This is a genomic window from Microbacterium sp. AG1240 (genome assembly GCF_003635115.1).
In the GTDB taxonomy this organism is placed as follows: domain Bacteria; phylum Actinomycetota; class Actinomycetes; order Actinomycetales; family Microbacteriaceae; genus Microbacterium.
Genome location: NZ_RBXJ01000001.1, coordinates 767,504 through 787,101, shown reverse-complemented (window position 1 = coordinate 787,101; position 19,598 = coordinate 767,504). Strand labels below are relative to the sequence as shown.

Genomic DNA, 19,598 nt, shown 5'->3' with positions numbered 1-19,598 from the left:
ACGGTGCTGTAGATCAACCCCGATTTTGGAGTGTGAGAGCAGTGGCCCTCAACAACCCGGCCTTCAACAACCCGGCGTTCCAGGACCCGCGCGCCGTTCAGACCTACCCCGGTGGCTCGCAGGCTGCGCGCCTGGGCAACGGTCAGACGCAGTATGCGCCGCCCCCCGCCGCCACCAGCGCCGAGCTCGAGGGCAAGTTCGCCGCCCCGTCGGCCGGCGCCCAGCAGACCGACCGCATGACGTACGAGGACACCGTCTACAAGACGATCGCTCTCTTCGCGGTCATGCTCGTCGTCGCGGTCGGCGGATGGATCTGGACGATGTCCAGTGTCACGCCCGCCAACCCCCAGCCCAACGTCGCACCGTGGCTCATCGGCGCCCTCGGCGGCTTCGTGCTCGCCATGGTCAACATCTTCAAGAAGCAGCCCTCGGCACCGCTGATCATGGCGTACGCCGCGTTCCAGGGCCTCTTCGTCGGTGGCATCTCGGCCTACTTCGAGTTCATGATGCCGGGCATCGTCGTGCAGGCGACCCTCGCGACCGTGTCGGTCGTCGGCGTCACCCTGGCCCTCTTCGCCAGCGGCAAGATCCGCGCCTCGAAGCGAGCCACGAAGATCTTCATGATCGCGATGATCGGATACCTGGTGTTCAGCCTCCTGAACGTCGGCCTCATGCTCTTCGGTGTCCTGCCCGCCGACCAGATGTTCGGTCTGCGTTCGGCCACCATCGCCGGCATTCCGATCGGCCTCATCCTCGGTGTGCTCGTGGTCATCATGGCCGCGTACTCGCTGGTGCTCGACTTCGATCAGATCCAGCAGGGCGTGCGCAACGGGGCTCCCCGGAAGTTCGCCTGGAAGGCCGCCTTCGGCATCATGGTCACGGTCATCTGGCTCTACGTCGAGATCCTCCGCATGATCGCGATCATCCGCGGCAGCAACTAGCCACCGCTCGCACGAAGGGGTCGTCCGTTCCGGACGGCCCCTTCGTCGTTTCCGCCCGGCCCCTTCGTCGTTTCCGCCCGGCCCCCTCGTCGTTTCCGCCCGGCCCCGTTCCCCCCGGCCCCGTTCCCCCCGGCCCCGTTCCGCCCGGCCCGCTTCCGCCCGGCCCGCTTCCGCCCGGCCCGCTTCCGCCCTCGTTGTCCAGAATGTGGCGCATTCCTGCGTATGACCGCACCGATCTGTAGGGTCACTCGACGGATGCTGTGGCAGTCGGCTCGGCGGAGAACCGACTGAACTGCGCGGACGGCGCGCGGAGAGCCGACCGAACTGCGCGGACGGCTCGGCGGGGAGCCGGGCGAACTGCGCGGACGGCGCGCGGGGAGCCACGACCGACGCGACGGCGCGACAGCGCAAGGCCTGGTCGCAGCATCCTGCACCCGGCTAGCCTCGCGCCATGAGCCCGTCGAAGACACCCGCCGAGACCCTCGAGATCGCCGGTCACGAGGTGCGCGTGACCAGCCCCGACCGCGTGGTGTTCCCCGGCCCCGGGCTCACGAAGCTCGACATCGTGCGCTATTACGTGGCCGTCGCCGACGGCGCGCTACGCGGAGCGGGCGGGCGCCCGATGGTGCTCAAGCGCTTCGTGAAGGGCATCGACGAGGAGGCGTTCTTCCAGAAGCGGGTGCCCGAGAAGCATCCCGACTTCATCGATACCGCGACACTGCATTACGCGCGCGGCACCTCCGCCGAAGAGACCGTCGTCAGAGACGCCGCCGGGCTCGCCTGGGTCGCGAACCTCGGATGCCTCGACCTCAACCCGCATCCGGTACGTGCCGAGGATCTCGACCACCCCGACGAACTGCGGGTGGATCTCGACCCCATGCCGGGCGTCGAGTGGGCGCAGATCGTGGACGTCGCGATGATCGTCCGCGACGTGCTCGACGACCACGGTCTCGTCGGCTGGCCGAAGACGAGCGGGTCGCGGGGCCTGCACATCCTCGTACGCATCGCGCCCGAATGGGATTTCGCCGCGGTGCGGCTGGCTGCCGAGACCCTCGCGCGCGAGGTCGAGAACCGCGCGCCCGGCCTCGCGACCGCGCGGTGGTGGAAGGAGGAGCGCGGTGAGAGCGTCTTCGTCGACTTCAACCAGAACGCCAAGGACCGCACGGTGGCGTCGGCGTACAGCATCCGTCCCCTCCCCGATGCCCGCGTGTCGACGCCGCTCGCCTGGGACGAAGTGCGTGCGCGCCGCCCGGAGGAGTTCACCGTCGCGACCGTGCTCGAGCGCTTCGGCGACATCGGAGACCCGCACCGCGGTATCGACGAGGCGGTCGGGCGTCTCGACGGCCTGCTGCGGCTCGCCGACGAGCTGGGCCCCGCCGACAAACCGCCGGCAGCGTCCGACGGCTCGGGTCGGCGCGCGTCCACGATGCCGTTGATCGAGGTGGCGCGCACGAAGACGAAGCCCGAGGCCCTCGAGGCCCTGGAGACGTGGAAGACGGCGCACGAGCGGGCGGCGGCCGTGCTGCATCCCGCAGATGTGATGATCGACGGCATGCGCGGATCGAGTTCACTCTGGTACCGCGTGCGCGTCAACTTGCAGCACGTACCCGAGGCGGAGCGCCCGCCGCAGGAGCCGCTGCTCGCCGACTACGACCCGTGGGCCGGGCGGGCCTAGGCGTCTTTCCTCCCCCGCCCGAGTGCGTCCGCGGCTCCGTCGCCCCTGCCCTCGGCGCGCCCGCATCCCCCCGCGCATTTGCCACGCCCCCCCATGCGCCCGCCCTCCCTGTCCCCTGCGCCTTCTCCATCACAAGGCCCCCCTCACTCCGCACTAACTCAGGAAGAATCCGCCAACCCCCGCGGTCTGGAGCGGTTCCGCGCCCGTCCTCGGCCAACCATCCTGAGTACGGTCGCCGAAGCCGACTGACCCGGGCACGAGCCGCACGCGCGCCCTCCCGTCCCCTTCTCCCTCACAAGGCCCCTCACTCCGCACTAACTCAGGAAGAATCCACCGCCCGCCACGATCCGCGCTGTCTTGGCTCCTCGCGCGCCAACCATCCTGAGTACGGTCACAGAAGCCGACGAAAGCGGCACGAGCCCCCACGCGCCCGCCCTTCCCTCATCCCCTTCCTCCTCATCAAGCCCCTCGCCCCGCACTATCTCAGGAAGAATCCACCGACCCCCGCGGTGTGGAGCGGTTCCGCGGCCCTCCCCGGCCAATCATCCTGAGTACGGTCGGCAGACCCGACGGAAGGGGCACGAGCCCCATGCGCGCGCCCAACCGCAGCGCGCGCCCAACCGCAGCGCGCGGCCGACCGCACCGCGGAGACGGAGGCGGCGCGGCCCAGCGAGCGGCGGGCGGGGGCTCAGCGAACGGCGGGCGAGCGCCGCGGCTCGCGGTCGAGCGCCTGCCGGGCCACGGCCGCGAGGGCAGCCATCGTCGGGGCGGGGGCGAACCGCGCCGCGGCGACGACGGCCTCCGCCGACAGCCGGTCGCGCACCGCCGCGTCGCCGAGCACGTCGGCCAGCGCGGCCGAGAGCGCGGCGACGTCGCCGTCGGGCACGAGCACTCCCCCGCCGCCCCGCAGCATGTCGCGCGGACCGTAGCGGATGTCGAACACCACCGCGGGGGTGCCGTGCGACAGCGCCTCGGCGAGCGCGAGCCCCTGCCCCTCGAAAGCCGAGGTCGAGAGATAGACGGATGCGGCGTCGAGCGCGCCGGCGACGTCCTCCGTCGCACCGCGCAGCACGACCGCTCCGCCGACGCCGAGATCGTCGATGAGCGCCTGGAGAGCCCCGCGCTCCGCCCCGTCGCCGTAGATGTCGAGCGTCGCACCCGGCACGGCCGCGCCGACGAATGCGCGGATCGCGAGGTCCACGCGCTTCCCGGGCGCGAGCCGGCCGACCACGACGACCCGACCGGGCTCGCGCGCCCCGATCGGGACGACGGATGCGGGGGGCACCACCGCATTCGGGACGACCGCGTGAACGCCCGACGAGCCGAACCGCTCGACGACGTCGTCACGCTGCGACGGGGTCGGCCACAGCACCGCGTCGAAGCGGTCGGCGACGGTGAACCACCGCGACCACAGCGGGTTCACGGGCGCATCGGCGGTGAACGGCGGCTCGAGGTGCGTGGTGTGCACGGTGTGCAGCAGACGCACCGCGGGTGCGCGCCACCCGCTGAGCAGTTCACCGAGCTGGCGGGATTCGCAGATCACGACGACCGGGCGCTCGACCCGCCCGCGCAGCCCCGCGACCACGTGGTCGAGCCAGGCGCGATACAGGGCCCCGAACCCGGCGATGACACCGACGGATGACCCGTCCGCGTCGCGCACGACGATGGGTGCCGTCGTGAGGTGCCAATCGGGGTCGCCCGTGATCACCGGCAGCGACACGATCGCGCGGCCCGCAGCATCCGTCACGTCCCGGTATGAGAGCGAGGGGTTGGCGTCGCCGGGCACAGTGGCCTCACGCAGCCACGGCGCGCCACCGCCACGGGGGTCGGATGCTTCGTCGAACAGATTGCGCAGGCGTTCGGGCACGTCGAGCATCCCGCGACGCACGAACTCCGACCGGTGTTCGACGTGCGCCTCGGGCGCGCCCGGATCGACCGTCAGCAGCGCGATCTCGGCACCGGCCTCCCTCATCTGCCGCGAGCGGGCCAGGGTCGCCACGGTGTATCCGCCGTCGAGTCCGGGGATGAGCCGGCTCGACAGCACGAGGTACCAGGCGTCGGGGAATCGGGTCATGGGCGCGATCTTCCTATCCGGAACACGGGAAAGCCCGGAGCGATCTCGGCGAGCTCCTCGTCGGAAGAATCCGCGTTCACCCCCTCGAAGAAGCGCCCGACCTCCCAGGCCCAGGCCTTCAGATAGGCACGAAGGATCGCGGGCTTCTCCGCATCGTCGATCTCGACGGCTGTGAACGCCTCGACCCGGCGTCCGGCGCGGAGCTCGCCCTCGCCGGAGACCCGGAGGTTTCGCACCCACTGCGCGTTGCCCCGCGGCGCGACGAGGTAGCGTTCGCCGCCGACCCGGAGCGGATTGACCGGCGTCGTGCGCCACTCGCCGCTCGATCGCCCCCGCACGGCCAGCACTCGGCTGCCGGCGAGCGGGATTCCGATCCGCGTGAGAAACCCCACGACGCGGTTGAACCCCTCGTCCATCGTCGTGGGTCGCACGAATCTCTCGCTCATCCCCTCATCCTCTTCTCTCCCCGAGGGGTCGGGCTAGGGGCGACGCCACCGGACAGCAGACGGATGTCGGCCGAAGGCGCACGGAGCCGACACCCGAGGGCCGACCGTCACCGCGGAGCCCGTAGGCTCCGCGTCACTCCCACTCGATCGTCCCCGGCGGCTTCGACGTCACGTCGAGCACGACACGGTTGACGTCGCGCACCTCGTTGGTGATGCGGTTGCTGATCTTCGACAGCACGTCGTAGGGCAGCCGCGTCCAGTCGGCCGTCATCGCGTCTTCGCTCGACACGGGGCGCAGCACGATCGGATGCCCGTAGGTGCGGCCGTCGCCCTGCACGCCGACGGATCGCACATCGGCGAGGAGCACGACGGGGCACTGCCAGATCTCGTTGTCGAGGCCGGCCTTGGTCAGCTCCGCACGCGCGATGGCGTCGGCGTCACGCAGAATCTCGAGGCGGTCAGCGGTGACCTCACCGACGATCCGGATACCGAGGCCGGGCCCCGGAAACGGCTGGCGACCGACGATCGCCTCGGGGAGGCCGAGTTCGCGTCCGATCGCCCGCACCTCGTCTTTGAAGAGGGTGCGCAGGGGCTCGACGAGCTCGAACTGGAGGTCTTCGGGAAGGCCGCCGACGTTGTGGTGGCTCTTGATGTTCGCGGTGCCCGCACCGCCGCCGGATTCGACGACGTCGGGGTAGAGCGTTCCCTGCACGAGGAACCGGATCGGCTCGCCGTCTGCTGCGGCCTCCGCGACGAGGTCGCGCTCGGCGGCCTCGAACGACCGGATGAACTCGCGCCCGATGATCTTGCGCTTCTGTTCGGGGTCGCTCACGCCGGCCAGCGCGTCGAGGAACTGCTCGCGCGCGTCGACGGTGATCAGGCGAACACCGGTGGAGGCGACGTAGTCGTTCTCGACCTGCTCGCGCTCGCCCTTCCGCAGCAGCCCGTGGTCGACGAAGATCGCGGTGAGCTGATCGCCGACGGCCTTGTGCACCAGCGCGGTCGAGACGGCGGAGTCGACCCCGCCCGAGAGGGCGGAGATGACGCGCGCCGAGCCGATCTGCTCGCGGATGCGGTCGACCTGCTCGGCGATGACGTTGCCGCTGTTCCAGTCTGCAGGAAGGCCCGCGGCCTTGTGGAGGAAGTTCTCGATCACGCGCTGACCGTGATCGGAGTGCTTTACCTCGGGATGCCACTGCACGCCGTACATGCGGCGGGCGTCGTTCGCGAAGGCGGCGACCGGGGTCGCGGCGGTGCGTGCCAGCACGTCGAACCCCTCGGGGGCGCGGGATACCTGGTCGCCGTGGCTCATCCAGACGTTCTGCTCGGCGGGCTGACCGTCGAGCAGGGTTCCCTCGGTGACGATCGTGGCATCGGTCGCTCCGTACTCGCGCAGGCCGGTGTTCGCGACCTCGCCGCCGAGCGCCTTCGCCATGACCTGGAATCCGTAGCAGATGCCGAGCGTGGGCACGTCGAGGTCGAACACCCCGGAGTCGAGCGACGGGGCGCCCTGCTCGTACACCGACGACGGACCACCCGAGAGGATGATGCCCACCGGGCTCTTGGCGGCGATCTCCGCGGCCGTGGCCGTGTGAGGGACGATCTCGCTGTAGACACCGGCCTCGCGGACGCGACGAGCGATCAGCTGCGCATACTGCGCGCCGAAGTCGACGACGAGGACGGGACGTTGGGAGGTCTCGGTCTGTTCGGTCAACGGGTGCCTTCCGGTGCAGGAACGGATGCTTCGGCCGCCTCGCGTTCTGCGAGGTAGGTGGTGACCTTCCGGGCCGTGACGGCCTCGAGGAAGAAGGAGAGGAGCGGGACGACGCCGCCGAGGGCGAGCAGGATGAACCGCGGGAAGGGCCAGCGCATCAGACTCCAGATGCGGAAGCACGAGAACAGGTAGACGACGTAGAACCATCCGTGAACGACGAGGATCGCGAGGGAGATGTTGACGCCGTCACCGGTGGAGAGGATCTCGCACCCGTTGCCTCCCGGCAGGAAGAGCGAGAACCACTCGCACGCCGGACCGGGGATCGCCGGGGCGAAGTACAGGAGACCGCGCGTCCCGCCGGCGAAGAGCTCGACGTGCAGCGGGGTGTACTTCAGGATCATCTCGGTCAGGAGCAGCAGCAGGCCGACACCCGTGATGACCGAGCAGATCTGGTAGAACTTCAAGGCTCCGCGGATCGCAGGAAATGATGCGAGTTTCGGGGCTCGAGGCATGGGCTCCATTCTAGACGGCGGCGAAAACGCCGACTGCCCTCCCCCGCGCGGGGAGAGGGCGGTCGGTCGATGTCGAACGATCAGTTCTTCGGAGGAGTGACCCGGCCGTTCATCCGGGCCGAATCGACGAAGCATCCACTGGGACTCTCCTATGGATCGCGGTGATCACCTGCGGACGAGGCGGAAGGCGAGTAGCCTCTCCGCAAGCCCCAGCCCCCGGCTGAACCCCGCAGACTGCTCGCCGCGAGCTCCACGCTCGGCACGACGCGGGATTCTCGCTGCAGCCTTCCCCTGGGAGAAACCGTGACCGACAACCTGCATCTCGCCGAGCAGAACTCGGCGCTCATCGCCACTGCCCTGGACGGTGAATCGGTGGCCATGCCCGTCGTGGGCCATGTCGAGGACGACGAGAATCCCGTTCGGATGCTCGCGGTCGCGCTCCATCACGCTCAGACGGCCATCACCGCCCTCACCGAAGAAGTCCGCGACCTTCGCGACGAGGTCGACCGGCTCGGCGCGGATCCCTCCCGGATCACGACCGCCGATCTTCACCGACTAGGACTCGACCTGCCCTGAGCGGACGCGTCGCCCCCGACCAGGCGGCGCTTACGCGGCGGCGTCTCCCGCCGCATCCTCGAGGTCTTCGATCTCCTTCTCCCAAGCGTCGCGGGCCAGGCGGTACCAGAGGTAGAAGGCGAAGCCCGCGAACACGGCCCACTCCGCCGCGTAGAAGATGTTGAGCCAGTTGACGTTGGAACCCTCGGCGGGCGCGGGCGACGAGATCGCGTCGAGTCCGCCCAGCGGCTCCGCCGCCGTCAGATAGGGGCGGTAGACCTCGAGGTCGGCCGTGTCGTGCCACCGCGAGAGCAGGGCGGCGGGCGACATCCTCGGGATCTCCTGCGGGTCGGTCCTGGCGGGGACGGCGGCCCCCTCGTCCGAGATGATGCGCCCCGTCAGGTCCACGCGCGCCGGGGAGGCGGCGGCCTGCGCCGACAGGGCGGATGCGGCGGACTCGGCCTGCGCCTTGTCGCTGGTCCATCCCACCGCGACGGCCAACGAGACCGGCGACGGGGCGTCGGCGACGCGGAGCTGACCGGTGACCCAGTACCCCTGCACGTCGTCGTTGAAGCGGGAGGAGACGACGATGAAGTCGTCGGGCACCCAGGTGCCCGAGACGTCGACCCGCTGCCCGACGAGGGGCTCCTCGAGATACTTCCCCGGTGCGACGATTTCGTCGAGCGGACGCACGACCTCGGTCGACCCCGGCGGGGGCGGCGAGGTGTCGATGGCCCGGCTGAGCTGCCACTGACCGAGCCACGCGAACACACCGGCTACGACGAGGCAGACGGCGAGCACGCCGATCCACCGCGGCCGCAGCATCACCTCGCGCAACGTCGGGGCGTAGGCCTTGACGGGGTCGATCATCGACGCGGTCACGGCTGCGTCGTCACGGGGTGCGCTCGGGGTCGTATCGGTCATCAGTGGCCGTAGGGCGCGACGACGACCTCCACGCGCTGGAACTCCTTGAGGTCGGAGTACCCCGTGGTCGCCATGGATTTGCGAAGCGCTCCGATGAGGTTCGCCGTGCCGTCCGCGACGGGCGCCGGTCCGTAGAGCACTTCCTCGAGGGGACCGACCTGCGACACCCGCACGCGGCGCCCCCGCGGGAGCTGGGGGTGGTGTGCTTCGGGACCCCAGTGGTAGCCGTGCCCCGGAGCATCGGTCGCTCGCGCGAGCGCGACCCCGAGCATGACGGCGTCGGCGCCCATCGCGAGCGCCTTGACGATGTCTCCCGAGGTGCCGACTCCCCCGTCGGCGATGACGTGCACGTAGCGTCCGCCCGATTCGTCGAGGTAGTCGCGGCGTGCACCTGCGACGTCGGCGACGGCGGTCGCCATCGGAGCATGCAGCCCCAGAGTGGCGCGCGTCGTGGAGGCCGCGCCGCCGCCGAAGCCCACCAGCACGCCGGCGGCGCCCGTGCGCATGAGGTGCAGGGCGGCCGTGTAGGTCGCCGCACCGCCGACGATGACGGGCACGTCGAGGTCGTAGATGAACTTCTTCAGGTTCAGCGGCTGGTCGACCGACGACACGTGCTCGGCCGAGACCGTGGTGCCGCGGATGACGAAGAGGTCGACGCCCGCGGCGACGACGGTCTCGTAGAAGTCCTGGGTGCGCTGCGGAGTGAGGGAGCCGGCGACGGTGACACCCGCGGCCCGGATCTCGGCGAGGCGGTCGCGAACGAGCTCGGGCTTGATGGGCTCGGCGTAGAGCTCCTGCATGCGGCGGGTGGCCTCGCCGTCGCCGAGCGAGGCGATCTCGGCCAGCAGCGGCTCGGGGTCGTCGTACCGCGTCCACAGCCCCTCGAGGTCGAGCACGCCGAGGCCGCCGAGCTGCCCCAGCATGATCGCGGTGCGCGGGCTGACGACGGAGTCCATCGGTGCGCCGAGCACGGGGATCGAGAACTGGAACGCGTCGATCGTCCACGCCGTCGAGACGTCTTCGGGGTTGCGCGTGCGCCGCGACGGCACGACCGCGATGTCGTCGAACGTGTAGGCGCGGCGAGCGCGCTTGGCGCGGCCGAGATCGATCTCCATACTCACCCTCCCAGCCTACCCGCGCGGCCTGACATCCCCCCGGTCCCCGCCGAAACACCGCATTCGGCCGAGACGCACCGCCAGGCGGCGCGTCTGCGCCGATCCGCGTGTCTCGAGCGGGCTCAGGATGCGGTGGAGTCGCGCGGGAGACCGCGCTGCAGCAGCCGCGTGACGACGGGATCGAGGAGGAAGAGCACGAAGGCGATCGACCCCGCGACGGTCGACAGCGCGATGACGGCGACCGAGATGATCACGGCGCTCAGCCCCGCCCGTCCGATCGCGGCGGCCTGCGCCTCGGACAGGTCCGGCAGCATCCGTTCCCGGTGACGGCGGGCCCACATCCACTGCAACCAGCTGATGACGACGGCGAAGAAGAAAGTGACCGGCATGACGACACGGCCGACGAGGAACGCGGAGTACTCCGTGGTGAGCCCCGTCACGAACGGGATGAGCACGATGAACAGCAGCCGGGCGTTGTTGAGCCAGACGACGACGCCGTCGACGCGGGCGACGTGCTCGAACTGCTGCGTATGGGTCATCCACAGCAGGCACAGCAGCACGAAGCTGAGCACGAAGTTGAAGAACAACCCGCTCATGTCACGCAGGCCGGCCAGCAGGTCGCCGTCCGACGACACCGACCCGATCGAGTTCGACGTCAGGTCGAGGACGAGCAGGGTCGCCGCGATGGCGAACACCCCATCGGTGAAGGCCTCCAGTCGACCCGTGCCCTGGGTCGCATCCGGATGCGAGCGCCGTGCGAACATCCGCACAGCGTAGCGCCGCTACTTCTTGTAGTTGGGCGCCTCGACGACGATCTGCACGTCGTGCGGGTGCGACTCCTTCAGACCCGCCGCGGTGATGCGAACGAACTTGCCCTTGGCCTTCAGCTCGTCGATCGTGCGGGCGCCGACGTAGAACATCGACTGACGCAGACCACCGACGAGCTGATAGGCGACCGCGGCGACGGGGCCGCGGTATGCGACCTGACCCTCGATGCCCTCGGGGATGAGCTTGTCGTCGCTGGGCACGTCGGCCTGGAAGTAGCGGTCCTTGGAGTAGGACGTCTTCTTGCCGCGGGTCTGCATGGCCCCGAGCGAGCCCATGCCGCGGTACTGCTTGAACTGCTTGCCGCCCTGGAAGACGATCTCGCCGGGCGACTCGTCGGTACCGGCGAGGAGCGATCCGAGCATGACGGTGTCGGCACCCGCGACGAGGGCCTTGGCGATGTCGCCCGAGTACTGCAGACCGCCGTCGGCGATCACGGGCACGCCGGCCTCGCGAGCGGCGAGGGATGCTTCGTAGACGGCGGTGACCTGCGGAACCCCGACCCCGGCGACGACGCGGGTGGTGCAGATGGAGCCCGGGCCGACGCCCACCTTCACGGCGTCCACGCCCGCGTCGACGAGCGCCTGCGCGCCCTCGCGCGTGGCGACGTTGCCGCCGATGACGTCGATGTGGTCGAACGTCGGGTCGGCCTTCAACCGGCGCACCAGATCGATCACGCCCGCCGACTGGCCGTTGGCGGTGTCGACGACCAGCGCGTCGACGCCCGCGTCGCGGAGGGCCTCGGCGCGATCCCACGCGTCGCCGAAGAAGCCGATCGCCGCACCGACGCGGAGACGGCCGTGCTCGTCCTTGGTGGCGAGGGGGTACTTCTCGCTCTTGTCGAAATCCTTGATCGTGATGAGTCCGGCCAGCTTGCCCTCGTCGTCGACGAGGGGGAGCTTCTCGACACGGTGCTTCGCGAACGTCGCGATGACCTCGTTCGCGCTGATGCCGACGGGGCCGGTGATGAGGCCCTCGGTCGTCATGACGTCCTTCACGAGCGTCGTCTGACGCTCGAAGCCCGAGACGAATCGCATGTCGCGGTTCGTCACGATGCCGACGAGGCGGCCGTCGTCGTCGACGACGGGCAGACCCGAGATGCGGTACTTCGCGCAGAGGTCGTTGACCTCTTCGATCGTGGCATCGGCGGTCGTGGTGATCGGGTCGGAGATCATCCCCGATTCACTGCGCTTGACGCGGTCGACGTGCGCGGCCTGGTCTTCGATGGAGAGGTTGCGGTGGATGATGCCCAGCCCGCCCTCGCGCGCGATCGCGATGGCCAGACGCGCCTCGGTGACGGTGTCCATCGCGCTGGAGAGCAACGGTGTCGCCACGGTGATACGCCGCGACACCCGTGAAGAGGTGTCCGCCTCGCTGGGGATCACGTCCGTGTGCCCCGGAAGGAGGAGGACGTCGTCGTAGGTGAGGCCTACGAATCCGAAGGGGTCGTTGTGCTCCATGGTTCTCGTTCTCCTGCGCGCGCGGCGCGTTGCTCGAAAGGACGACGACGGCCGGGTGCGCTGCTCGCGCGCCGTTACCGATTCTAAACGCGGCGGACCTTAGTTCATTCCCGGAAATACCCCGACACGGCCGTGGCCGACCTAGTATTCCCCTCAGCGTTCCCGCGATCTTCGGGTTTCGCTGTGAAACACCGACGACACATTACGCTCGTAACGTCTTCATCATTGCCGATGCGACTCGATGTCGGCGCCCCCGACTGGAGGATCCGTGAGACCCACCACCACCGCGCCACCACGAGTTCGCGCGGGTGTCATCCCAGCCGTCATCGCGCTGATGCTGACGCTGCTCGGGCTCTTCGCCGGTGTGACGCCGGCGCACGCGGCCGAAGACGACCCCTATCGCATCAGCGGCAACGTCCAACTCGACGGCGAACCCCTGGCGGGCGTCGTGCTCGTCGTGACCGGTCCGGGCGGTGAGCAGGAAGTAGAGACCGACGCCGAGGGACAGTGGCGTGTCGGTGTTCCCGAGCGCGGCGAGGAATACGTCGTCACGCTCGACGAGTCGACCCTGCCCGACGGCATCGCGGTCGTCGACCCGGAAGACGACACCCCCAACGCCAAGGAAGTGGAGGTGGGAGCCGGCGGTCGCGTCAGCGTCAACTTCTTCATCGGCGAGGGAGAACGCAGCGTCACCGGTTTCGCCGATCAGCTCGTGCAGCGCGTCGTCCAGGGCCTCAGCTTCGGCCTCATGCTCGCCCTGGCCGCGGTCGGACTGTCCCTCGTCTTCGGCACGACCGGTATCTCCAACTTCGCCCACGGCGAGATGGTCACCTTCGGCGCGGTCATCGCCCTGTTCCTCGTGGGCCCGGCGACGCTCGCGCTCCCCGTGTGGCTGGGCTTCCCTCTCGCGGTCATCCTCGGCGGCGGACTGGGGCTCATCCTCGACATGATCCTCTGGCGACCACTGCGGCGTAAGCGGGTGGGAGCGGTGCAGCTCATGATCGTGAGCATCGGCCTCTCGCTCGCGATGCGGTACGTCTTCCAGTACTTCATCGGCGGCGGCACGAGCCAGCTCCCGTTCGCCTCCGAGCCGAAGATCCCACTGTTCGGCGTCGTGCAGCTGAGCGTCATCGACATGGTCTCGATCGCCATCTCGATCGTCGTGATCGTCGCGTTCGCCCTCTGGCTCACGTTCTCGCGGCTGGGCAAGGCCACGCGGGCCATCTCCGACAACCCCTCGCTCGCTTCGGCCTCGGGCATCGACGTGGACTACGTCGTCCGGGTCGTGTGGGTCGTGGCGGGAGGCCTTGCCGCCCTCTCCGGCGTGCTCTACGCCTACTACCGCCCGGGCATCAAGTGGGACATGGGTGCGCAGGTGCTGCTGCTCATGTTCGCCGCGGTCACGCTCGGCGGGCTCGGCACCGCCCTCGGCGCGCTGGTCGGCTCGATCATCGTCGGCCTCCTCGTCGAGGTCTCGACCCTGTTCGGCGTCCCCTCGGATCTGAAGTACGCCACAGCGCTGGTCGTCCTCATCGTGATCCTGCTGTTCCGCCCGCAGGGCATCCTCGGCCGCCGCGAAAGAATAGGTTAGGCGCGAATAATGGACTGGCTCCAGATCCTCTCGAACACCGCATCCTCGATCCTCAGCCCGGCGACCCTCGGCTACGCGCTGGCGGCACTGGGCCTGGCCGTGCACTTCGGCTACGGCGGACTCATCAACATGGGCATCGCCGGCTTCATGGCGATCGGCGCCTACGGCTATGCCATCTCGGTCCTGAGCTTCGGACTGCCCTGGTGGCTCGCGGCCCTCATCGGGCTCGTCGCCTCCGCCGTCTTCGCCCTCATCCTCGGCATACCCACGCTGCGATTGCGCGGAGACTATCTCGCGATCGTCACCATCGCCGCCGCGGAGGTCGTTCGACTGCTGTTCCTCACGACGGCGTTCGAAGACGTCACCGGGTCGGCCGACGGCCTGAGCGGCTACCACGAGAGCTTCCGGTCGTCGAACCCGATCCCGGCCGGCACCTACGGTTTCGGTCCGTTCACCTACAACGAGACCGACTGGTGGGTGCGCATCACGGGACTCGTGACCCTCGCGATCGCCGCACTCGTCGTGTGGATGGTCACGCGCAGCCCCTGGGGTCGCGTGTTGAAGGGCATCCGTGAAGACGAGGACGCCGTGCGCTCGCTCGGTAAGAACGTCTTCTCCTACAAGCTGCAGGCGCTGGTTCTCGGTGGCGTCCTCGCGGCGGCGGGCGGCATCGTCTACGCGCTCCCCTCGGCGGTCAGCCCCGGCGTCTACGTCACGTCGCTGACCTTCTTCGTCTGGACGGCGCTCCTCCTCGGCGGAGCGGCGACGGTCTTCGGGCCTCTCCTGGGATCGCTCATCTTCTGGGTGCTGCAGACCTTCCTCTCCAACGTCCTCCCCGCTCTCGTGAGCGCGGGCGTCCTCCCGTTCATGTCGGAGATCCAGGCGGGAACGGTGCGCTTCATCCTCGTGGGTGTGGCGCTCATGCTGCTCGTGATCTTCATGCCGCAGGGAATCCTCGGCAACAAGAAGGAGCTGACCTTTGTCAAATAGCGCCTCCCCCAGCGACGCTCCGATCGAGCCCGCGCCGCTCACCTCCCCCACTCCGCGTGCGAAGGCCACCGGCCTGCACATCGGCGAAGCGGTCCCCGGCGTGAAGAAGGTCGACCCGATCATCGTCGCCGACGGCATCACGCGATCGTTCGGCGGTGTGACCGCGGTCGACGTCGAGCACCTCGAGGTCCCCCGCGGGGCGATCACGGCCCTGATCGGCCCGAACGGTGCGGGCAAGACCACCCTGTTCAACCTCCTGACCGGCTTCGACAAGCCCAACAGCGGGTCGTGGACGTTCGAGGGCAAATCCCTCTCGGGCATCCCCGCCTACCGGGTGTCGCGGATGGGCCTCGTGCGCACCTTCCAGCTCACGAAGGCGCTCGGGCTGCTCACCGTGATCGACAACATGAAGCTCGGGGCACGCAAGCAGCGCGGCGAGAACTTCTGGCAGGGGCTCATCCCGGCGATCTGGCGCAAGCAGGACGAAGAGATCGAAGCGCGGGCCATGAAGCTGCTCGCCAAGTTCAAGCTCGACGCGAAGGCCGACGACTTCGCCGCGTCTTTGTCGGGCGGTCAGCGCAAGCTCCTCGAGATGGCCCGGTCGCTCATGACCGATCCGACCCTCGTCATGCTCGACGAGCCGATGGCCGGTGTGAACCCCGCCCTGACGCAGTCGCTCCTCGACCACATCCTCGACCTGAAGGACCTCGGTATGACCGTGCTCTTCGTCGAGCACGACATGCACATGGTGCGCCACATCGCGGACTGGGTCGTCGTGATGGCGGAAGGACGCATCGTCGCGGAGGGAGATCCGCTCTCGGTGATGAAGAACCCCGCCGTGATCGATGCCTACCTCGGCGCCCACCAGGACCTCGACCTGGGGGTCGTCACAGGTCGCGTCGCCGTCGTCGACGCCGACCCGACCACCGATGCCGAAGCATCCGTCGACGCCGACGCGACGGTCCTCGTCGAAGACGGCGTGGCCGAAGACGAAGGGAATCGCGCATGAGCGCCACCGCCACCGCCACACCCGTCGTGGTCGTCGACAACGTCCACGCCGGGTACCTGCCCGGCGTGAACATCCTCAACGGCTGCTCGCTGGTCGCCGAGCAGGGCGAGCTCATCGGCATCATCGGTCCGAACGGTGCCGGCAAGTCGACGCTGCTGAAGGCCATCTTCGGGCAGGTGAACGTTCGCGGCGGCACCATCTCGCTCGAGGGCGACGAGATCACGGGGCTGAAGGCCGACAAGCTGGTGCGTCGCGGCGTGGGCTTCATCCCCCAGACGAACAACGTCTTCCCCAGCCTGACGATCGAAGAGAACCTGCAGATGGGGCTTTACCAGAACCCCAAGATCTACAAGGAACGACTCGAGTTCGTCACCGGCATCTTCGCCGAGCTCGGCAAGCGCCTGAAGCAGCGCGCCGGCTCGCTCTCGGGCGGTGAGCGGCAGATGGTCGCGATGAGCCGCGCCCTGATGATGGACCCGAAGGTGCTGCTTCTCGACGAGCCGTCGGCTGGTCTCTCCCCCGTGCGGCAGGACGAGGCGTTCATCCGCGTCTCCGAGATCAACAAGGCCGGGGTGACGTGCATCATGGTCGAGCAGAACGCCCGCCGCTGCCTGCAGATCTGCGACCGCGGTTACGTTCTCGACCAGGGGCGCGACGCATACACCGGCACGGGCCGCGAGCTGCTGAACGACCCCAAGGTCACCGAGCTCTACCTCGGCACGCTGGGCGTCTAGACCTCCATACCTGCCATCCGGCCCCGACGGGGTTCGGATGGCGGGTGCGTGCGCGCGCTGCCCGTCCGCCACGCCGCCTCCGAGCACGAACTCAGGATGAATGCGGGGTCACGCCCACCACGGCGGCGTGTCGCAGCCGTCGCGACGGCTCAGCCTGAGTTGTGGCGGAGGGCGGCCCGATCTTCGGTGCGTGCGGAACGGATGCCGCCGAGCTCCGAGCCGGGCCCGGGCCGACCGTCCCGCCCGAATCTCGCGGGCGGGGAGCCGCCGGCCGGCAGCACGTAATCAGGATTAGCGCGACTCCGCAGCCCGTGGGAGGGGCGTTTCGCCTGTCCGCTGACCTCTGAGCCTGAGTTCGTGCGAGCGGAGGCGAGGCGGGGCGGGCGGTCGGGGCGGGTGAAGGCGGGGCGGGTGAAGGCGGGGCCGGCGGGCGGGGTGGAGCGCGGCGTCGTCGCCGGGGTGGAGCCGAACGCACGGGGAAGGGCCCCGGTCCGAAGACCGGGGCCCTTCCTGTCGAGCGGATGCTGAGGATCAGCCCTCGTACGCGACGTAGTTGTTGTCTTCGCCGAACTGGTAGATACCGATCGACGCCTCGGTCGGGTCGCCGACCTCGTCGAACGTGATCGGACCCGAGATGCCGTCGTAGTCGGCCGTGCCACCGTCGAGGATGATCGCGGCGCAGTCGGCGTACGACTCGCACTTCGTGCCGTCGCCCGAACCGCCGGAGACCTCCTGCAGCTTCCCTGCGATGGCCTCGGCATCGGTCGAGCCGGCAGCGAGGGATGCGAGAGCGAGCAGCACGGTGGCGTCGAACGACTCCGCCGCGTAGCTGTAGTCCTCGAGCGCGGGGCGACCCTCGGCCGACTGGAACTCGTCGAGCGACGACGTGAAGTCGCCGATCGAGTCGATCGACAGACCGGGCAGCGTGCCCTTCGCGCCGGTCAGCGATCCCGCGGGGAACGCGTCGGCGAAGTTCTTCAGGTTGCCGTCGACGAAGTACAGCTTGTCAGACGGGAACTGGCCGAACAGGCTCGGCAGGATCGTCGAGACCTCGTCGAACGTGATCAGAGCGATCGCGTCCGGCGCGGCCGCGAGGACCTCGCTGATCTGCGAGTCGAACGTGGTGTCACCGGTGTTGTAGGTCGACTGTGCGACGACCTCGCCACCGGCGGCCTCGAAGGCCTCGGAGACGTACTTCGCGAGACCGGTGCCGTACGAGTCGTTCAGGACGATGAGGCCGAGCGTCTGCGCGCCGCCCTCGGCGATGAGGTTACCCAGCACCTCGCCCTGCAGGACGTCCGACGGGGCGGTGCGGAAGTACAGCCCCTTGTCGTCGTAGGTCGTGAACGTGTCCGACGTGTTGGCCGGGGAGAACTGGATGACGCCCGCACCGACGACCTGGTCGATGAACTGGAGCGACGTTCCCGAGGACGCCGCACCGATGATCGCCGAGACGTCCTCGCCCAGGAGGCGGGGGATGGTGGTCTCGTAGGCCTTGTTGTCGGTGTCGCCGGAGTCGCCGTAGACGGTCTCCAGGGTGAGACCCGTCGTTGCGGTCTCGGCGTTGATGAGGGACTCCGCGTAGGCGACGCCGGCCTCTTCGGGCGGGCCGAGGAAGGCCAGGTTGCCGGTCTGCGGGAGCGCGGTGCCGATCTTCAGCGTCAGGTCCCCACCAACCTCTGCGTTGGGCGCCGCCGACGAGGACTCCGCGGTTCCGCCGCCACCGGCACAGCCGGCCAGGACGAGCGCGCTGACACCGACCAGGGCGATGCCGCCCAGGACCTTGCCGGCACGCGAACGTGAAATGACGCTCATGTTGCTCCTTGCTGTGAATGATTGCGGGCGCGATTCGGGGACCGGCCCAGTGCCCTAAACCTATGCGGCCGTTCGTCTCGGCAGTGTTGCCGTTCGTTAACGATGTGTAACGCGACCCAATCGTTATGCGGCGAGACTCGCCAAACGCCGAAAGCGCCCGTTTCTGCCATTCGAGCCCCCGATTTTGCGCTCTTCCGGCGGGAACGGGCACTTTCGATGGATGCTGCGCCCCCGGCCGGGGGCTGTCAGGTCAACTCGGCGACGTCCGAGACGGAGGCCCTGCCTCGCCGGGCGGCGAGGAGCGAGTCGACCGTGAGGACGGCGAGCGCCACCCACACCAGCGCGAACCCGACCCACCGCTCGAACGGCATGGGTTCGCCGAGGAGCCACGCACCGGTGACGAACTGCAGCACCGGCGCGACGAACTGCAGGAGCCCGACCAGGGTGAGGGGCGCGCGCCGGGTGCCCGCCGCGAAGAAGAGCAGCGGCGTGGCGGTGAACACGCCGGCCATGAGCAGGAGAGCGGCGTGGCCGGCGCCGGCGGTGAAGAGCGTCAGCCCGCTCGTGGCCGCGACGACGCAGAGCTGGACGATGGCGATCGGGAACAGCCAGAAGGACTCGAGCGTCAGGCCGCTGACGGCGTCGACGGCCGGCCCGATCTTCTTCTTCACGAGGCCGTACAGCCCGAAGGAGCACGCCAGCGACAGTGCGATCCAGGGGAACGTGCCGTAGCCCACGACGATGACGAGCACGGCCACCACGGCGATGCCGATCGCGATCCACTGTGTGATCCGCAGCTTCTCCCGGAGAACGAGAACCCCGAGCAGCACCGTGACGATGGGGTTGATGAAGTAGCCGAGGCTCGTCTCGATGACGTGACCGCTCAACGTGCCGAGGAGGAAGACCTGCCAGTTGACGTAGATCAGGGCGCCGGCGAGCGCCGTCAGACCGAGCAGACGGGGTTGCCGAACGATCCGCCAGAGCGCCGTCCACCCGCGGACGACGAAGAGGAGGATGGCGCAGAACACCAGCGAGAGCACGATCCGCCAGGCGACGACCTCCCACGCGCCCGTGGGTGCGAGGGTCAGGAAGTACAGGGGAAGGAATCCCCAGAGGAGGTAGGCGACGAAGGCGTAGACGCCACCGATCGCGATTTCACGGGAGGGGGTCCGCGCCGCGGGCGTGGAAGCACCGGCACGGTCGTTCACGCTGCCAGCC

The 19,598-nt window shown here is 69.1% G+C and carries 17 protein-coding genes; 7 read left to right on the top strand and 10 right to left on the bottom strand.

What is annotated here, in order from left to right; translation table 11 throughout:
* Nucleotides 1-41: 41 nt before the first annotated feature.
* Together DEU34_RS03645 and ligD are read left to right on the top strand one after the other, a co-directional pair.
* Nucleotides 42-941: a Bax inhibitor-1/YccA family protein gene (locus tag DEU34_RS03645; protein ID WP_220659921.1), complete on the top strand. Its 900-nt coding sequence runs from the start codon at nt 42-44 to the stop codon at nt 939-941.
* 451 nt (nt 942-1,392) lie between these two features.
* Complete coding sequence (gene ligD / locus DEU34_RS03635; RefSeq protein ID WP_121148859.1) at nt 1,393-2,616, top strand: non-homologous end-joining DNA ligase; 1,224 nt, start codon at nt 1,393-1,395, stop codon at nt 2,614-2,616.
* 688 nt (nt 2,617-3,304) lie between these two features.
* Here ligD and DEU34_RS03630 read toward each other — a convergent pair.
* The 4 genes from DEU34_RS03630 to DEU34_RS03615 all read right to left on the bottom strand — a co-directional run bounded on the left by DEU34_RS03630 (nt 3,305) and on the right by DEU34_RS03615 (nt 7,362).
* The gene (locus tag DEU34_RS03630; RefSeq protein ID WP_121148858.1) at nt 3,305-4,690 is read right to left on the bottom strand and encodes a glycosyltransferase; all 1,386 of its coding nucleotides are present in this window, start codon (nt 4,688-4,690) and stop codon (nt 3,305-3,307) included.
* Nucleotides 4,687-5,136, bottom strand: a complete 450-nt coding sequence (locus DEU34_RS03625) for a nitroreductase family deazaflavin-dependent oxidoreductase (protein ID WP_121148857.1) — start codon at nt 5,134-5,136, stop codon at nt 4,687-4,689. Before DEU34_RS03625 ends, DEU34_RS03630 begins: the two co-directional genes overlap by 4 nt.
* 133 nt (nt 5,137-5,269) lie before the next feature.
* A complete protein-coding gene (gene guaA, locus DEU34_RS03620) occupies nt 5,270-6,850 on the bottom strand; it encodes a glutamine-hydrolyzing GMP synthase (RefSeq protein ID WP_121148856.1) in 1,581 nt (526 codons plus the stop codon).
* Nucleotides 6,847-7,362 carry a DUF3817 domain-containing protein gene (locus DEU34_RS03615; RefSeq protein WP_121148855.1) on the bottom strand — a complete coding sequence of 172 codons (516 nt, stop codon included), beginning with the start codon at nt 7,360-7,362 and terminating at the stop codon, nt 6,847-6,849. The genes guaA and DEU34_RS03615 overlap by 4 nt, the downstream gene beginning before the upstream one ends.
* A gap of 303 nt (nt 7,363-7,665) precedes the next feature.
* Here DEU34_RS03615 and DEU34_RS03610 point away from each other — a divergent pair, with 303 nt between their 5' ends.
* Entirely contained in the window at nt 7,666-7,938 is a 273-nt protein-coding gene (locus DEU34_RS03610; RefSeq protein WP_121148854.1) for a hypothetical protein, read from the top strand.
* A gap of 30 nt (nt 7,939-7,968) precedes the next feature.
* Here the strand turns inward: DEU34_RS03610 and DEU34_RS03605 are convergent, their stop codons facing one another.
* From DEU34_RS03605 to guaB, 4 genes are all read right to left on the bottom strand, one after another.
* Nucleotides 7,969-8,742 carry an SURF1 family cytochrome oxidase biogenesis protein gene (locus tag DEU34_RS03605; protein WP_121149694.1) on the bottom strand — a complete coding sequence of 258 codons (774 nt, stop codon included), beginning with the start codon at nt 8,740-8,742 and terminating at the stop codon, nt 7,969-7,971.
* A gap of 98 nt (nt 8,743-8,840) precedes the next feature.
* The gene (locus DEU34_RS03600; RefSeq protein ID WP_121148853.1) at nt 8,841-9,956 is read right to left on the bottom strand and encodes a GuaB3 family IMP dehydrogenase-related protein; all 1,116 of its coding nucleotides are present in this window, start codon (nt 9,954-9,956) and stop codon (nt 8,841-8,843) included.
* Nucleotides 9,957-10,078: 122 nt separating this feature from the next.
* On the bottom strand, nt 10,079-10,720 hold the full coding sequence (locus tag DEU34_RS03595; protein WP_121148852.1) for a TMEM175 family protein: 642 nt from the start codon (nt 10,718-10,720) through the stop codon (nt 10,079-10,081).
* Between the two features lie 18 nt (nt 10,721-10,738).
* Nucleotides 10,739-12,241, bottom strand: coding sequence for an IMP dehydrogenase (gene guaB, locus DEU34_RS03590; RefSeq protein WP_121148851.1), 1,503 nt, complete (start codon nt 12,239-12,241; stop codon nt 10,739-10,741).
* Between the two features lie 334 nt (nt 12,242-12,575).
* Here guaB and DEU34_RS03585 point away from each other — a divergent pair, with 334 nt between their 5' ends.
* From DEU34_RS03585 to DEU34_RS03570, 4 genes are read left to right on the top strand one after another with little or no spacing between them, the layout of a single operon-like run.
* Entirely contained in the window at nt 12,576-13,832 is a 1,257-nt protein-coding gene (locus tag DEU34_RS03585) for a branched-chain amino acid ABC transporter permease (RefSeq protein ID WP_121148850.1), read from the top strand.
* Between the two features lie 9 nt (nt 13,833-13,841).
* Nucleotides 13,842-14,822 carry a branched-chain amino acid ABC transporter permease gene (locus DEU34_RS03580; protein WP_116648664.1) on the top strand — a complete coding sequence of 327 codons (981 nt, stop codon included), beginning with the start codon at nt 13,842-13,844 and terminating at the stop codon, nt 14,820-14,822.
* Between the two features lie 22 nt (nt 14,823-14,844).
* Nucleotides 14,845-15,831, top strand: coding sequence for an ABC transporter ATP-binding protein (locus tag DEU34_RS03575; protein WP_121149693.1), 987 nt, complete (start codon nt 14,845-14,847; stop codon nt 15,829-15,831).
* Entirely contained in the window at nt 15,828-16,565 is a 738-nt protein-coding gene (locus DEU34_RS03570; RefSeq protein WP_116648663.1) for an ABC transporter ATP-binding protein, read from the top strand. The genes DEU34_RS03575 and DEU34_RS03570 overlap by 4 nt, the downstream gene beginning before the upstream one ends.
* 531 nt (nt 16,566-17,096) lie before the next feature.
* Here DEU34_RS03570 and DEU34_RS03565 read toward each other — a convergent pair.
* Entirely contained in the window at nt 17,097-18,380 is a 1,284-nt protein-coding gene (locus tag DEU34_RS03565; RefSeq protein ID WP_121148849.1) for an ABC transporter substrate-binding protein, read from the bottom strand.
* Between the two features lie 245 nt (nt 18,381-18,625).
* Nucleotides 18,626-19,588 (bottom strand): EamA family transporter RarD, encoded by a 963-nt coding sequence (gene rarD, locus DEU34_RS03560; protein WP_121148848.1) that lies wholly within the window; start codon nt 19,586-19,588, stop codon nt 18,626-18,628.
* Nucleotides 19,589-19,598 lie beyond the last annotated feature (10 nt).

Bases quoted from the DNA above. Each gene is read 5' to 3' on its own strand.
- ligD (WP_121148859.1), top strand. From the start codon at position 1,393: ATGAGCCCGTCGAAGACACCCGCCGAGACCCTCGAGATCGCCGGTCAC.
- DEU34_RS03630 (WP_121148858.1), bottom strand. From the start codon at position 4,690: ATGACCCGATTCCCCGACGCCTGGTACCTCGTGCTGTCGAGCCGGCTC.
- DEU34_RS03625 (WP_121148857.1), bottom strand. From the start codon at position 5,136: ATGAGCGAGAGATTCGTGCGACCCACGACGATGGACGAGGGGTTCAAC.
- DEU34_RS03615 (WP_121148855.1), bottom strand. From the start codon at position 7,362: ATGCCTCGAGCCCCGAAACTCGCATCATTTCCTGCGATCCGCGGAGCC.
- DEU34_RS03605 (WP_121149694.1), bottom strand. From the start codon at position 8,742: ATGCTGCGGCCGCGGTGGATCGGCGTGCTCGCCGTCTGCCTCGTCGTA.
- DEU34_RS03600 (WP_121148853.1), bottom strand. From the start codon at position 9,956: ATGGAGATCGATCTCGGCCGCGCCAAGCGCGCTCGCCGCGCCTACACG.
- DEU34_RS03595 (WP_121148852.1), bottom strand. From the start codon at position 10,720: ATGTTCGCACGGCGCTCGCATCCGGATGCGACCCAGGGCACGGGTCGA.
- guaB (WP_121148851.1), bottom strand. From the start codon at position 12,241: ATGGAGCACAACGACCCCTTCGGATTCGTAGGCCTCACCTACGACGAC.
- DEU34_RS03585 (WP_121148850.1), top strand. From the start codon at position 12,576: ATGCTGACGCTGCTCGGGCTCTTCGCCGGTGTGACGCCGGCGCACGCG.
- DEU34_RS03580 (WP_116648664.1), top strand. From the start codon at position 13,842: ATGGACTGGCTCCAGATCCTCTCGAACACCGCATCCTCGATCCTCAGC.
- DEU34_RS03570 (WP_116648663.1), top strand. From the start codon at position 15,828: ATGAGCGCCACCGCCACCGCCACACCCGTCGTGGTCGTCGACAACGTC.
- DEU34_RS03565 (WP_121148849.1), bottom strand. From the start codon at position 18,380: ATGAGCGTCATTTCACGTTCGCGTGCCGGCAAGGTCCTGGGCGGCATC.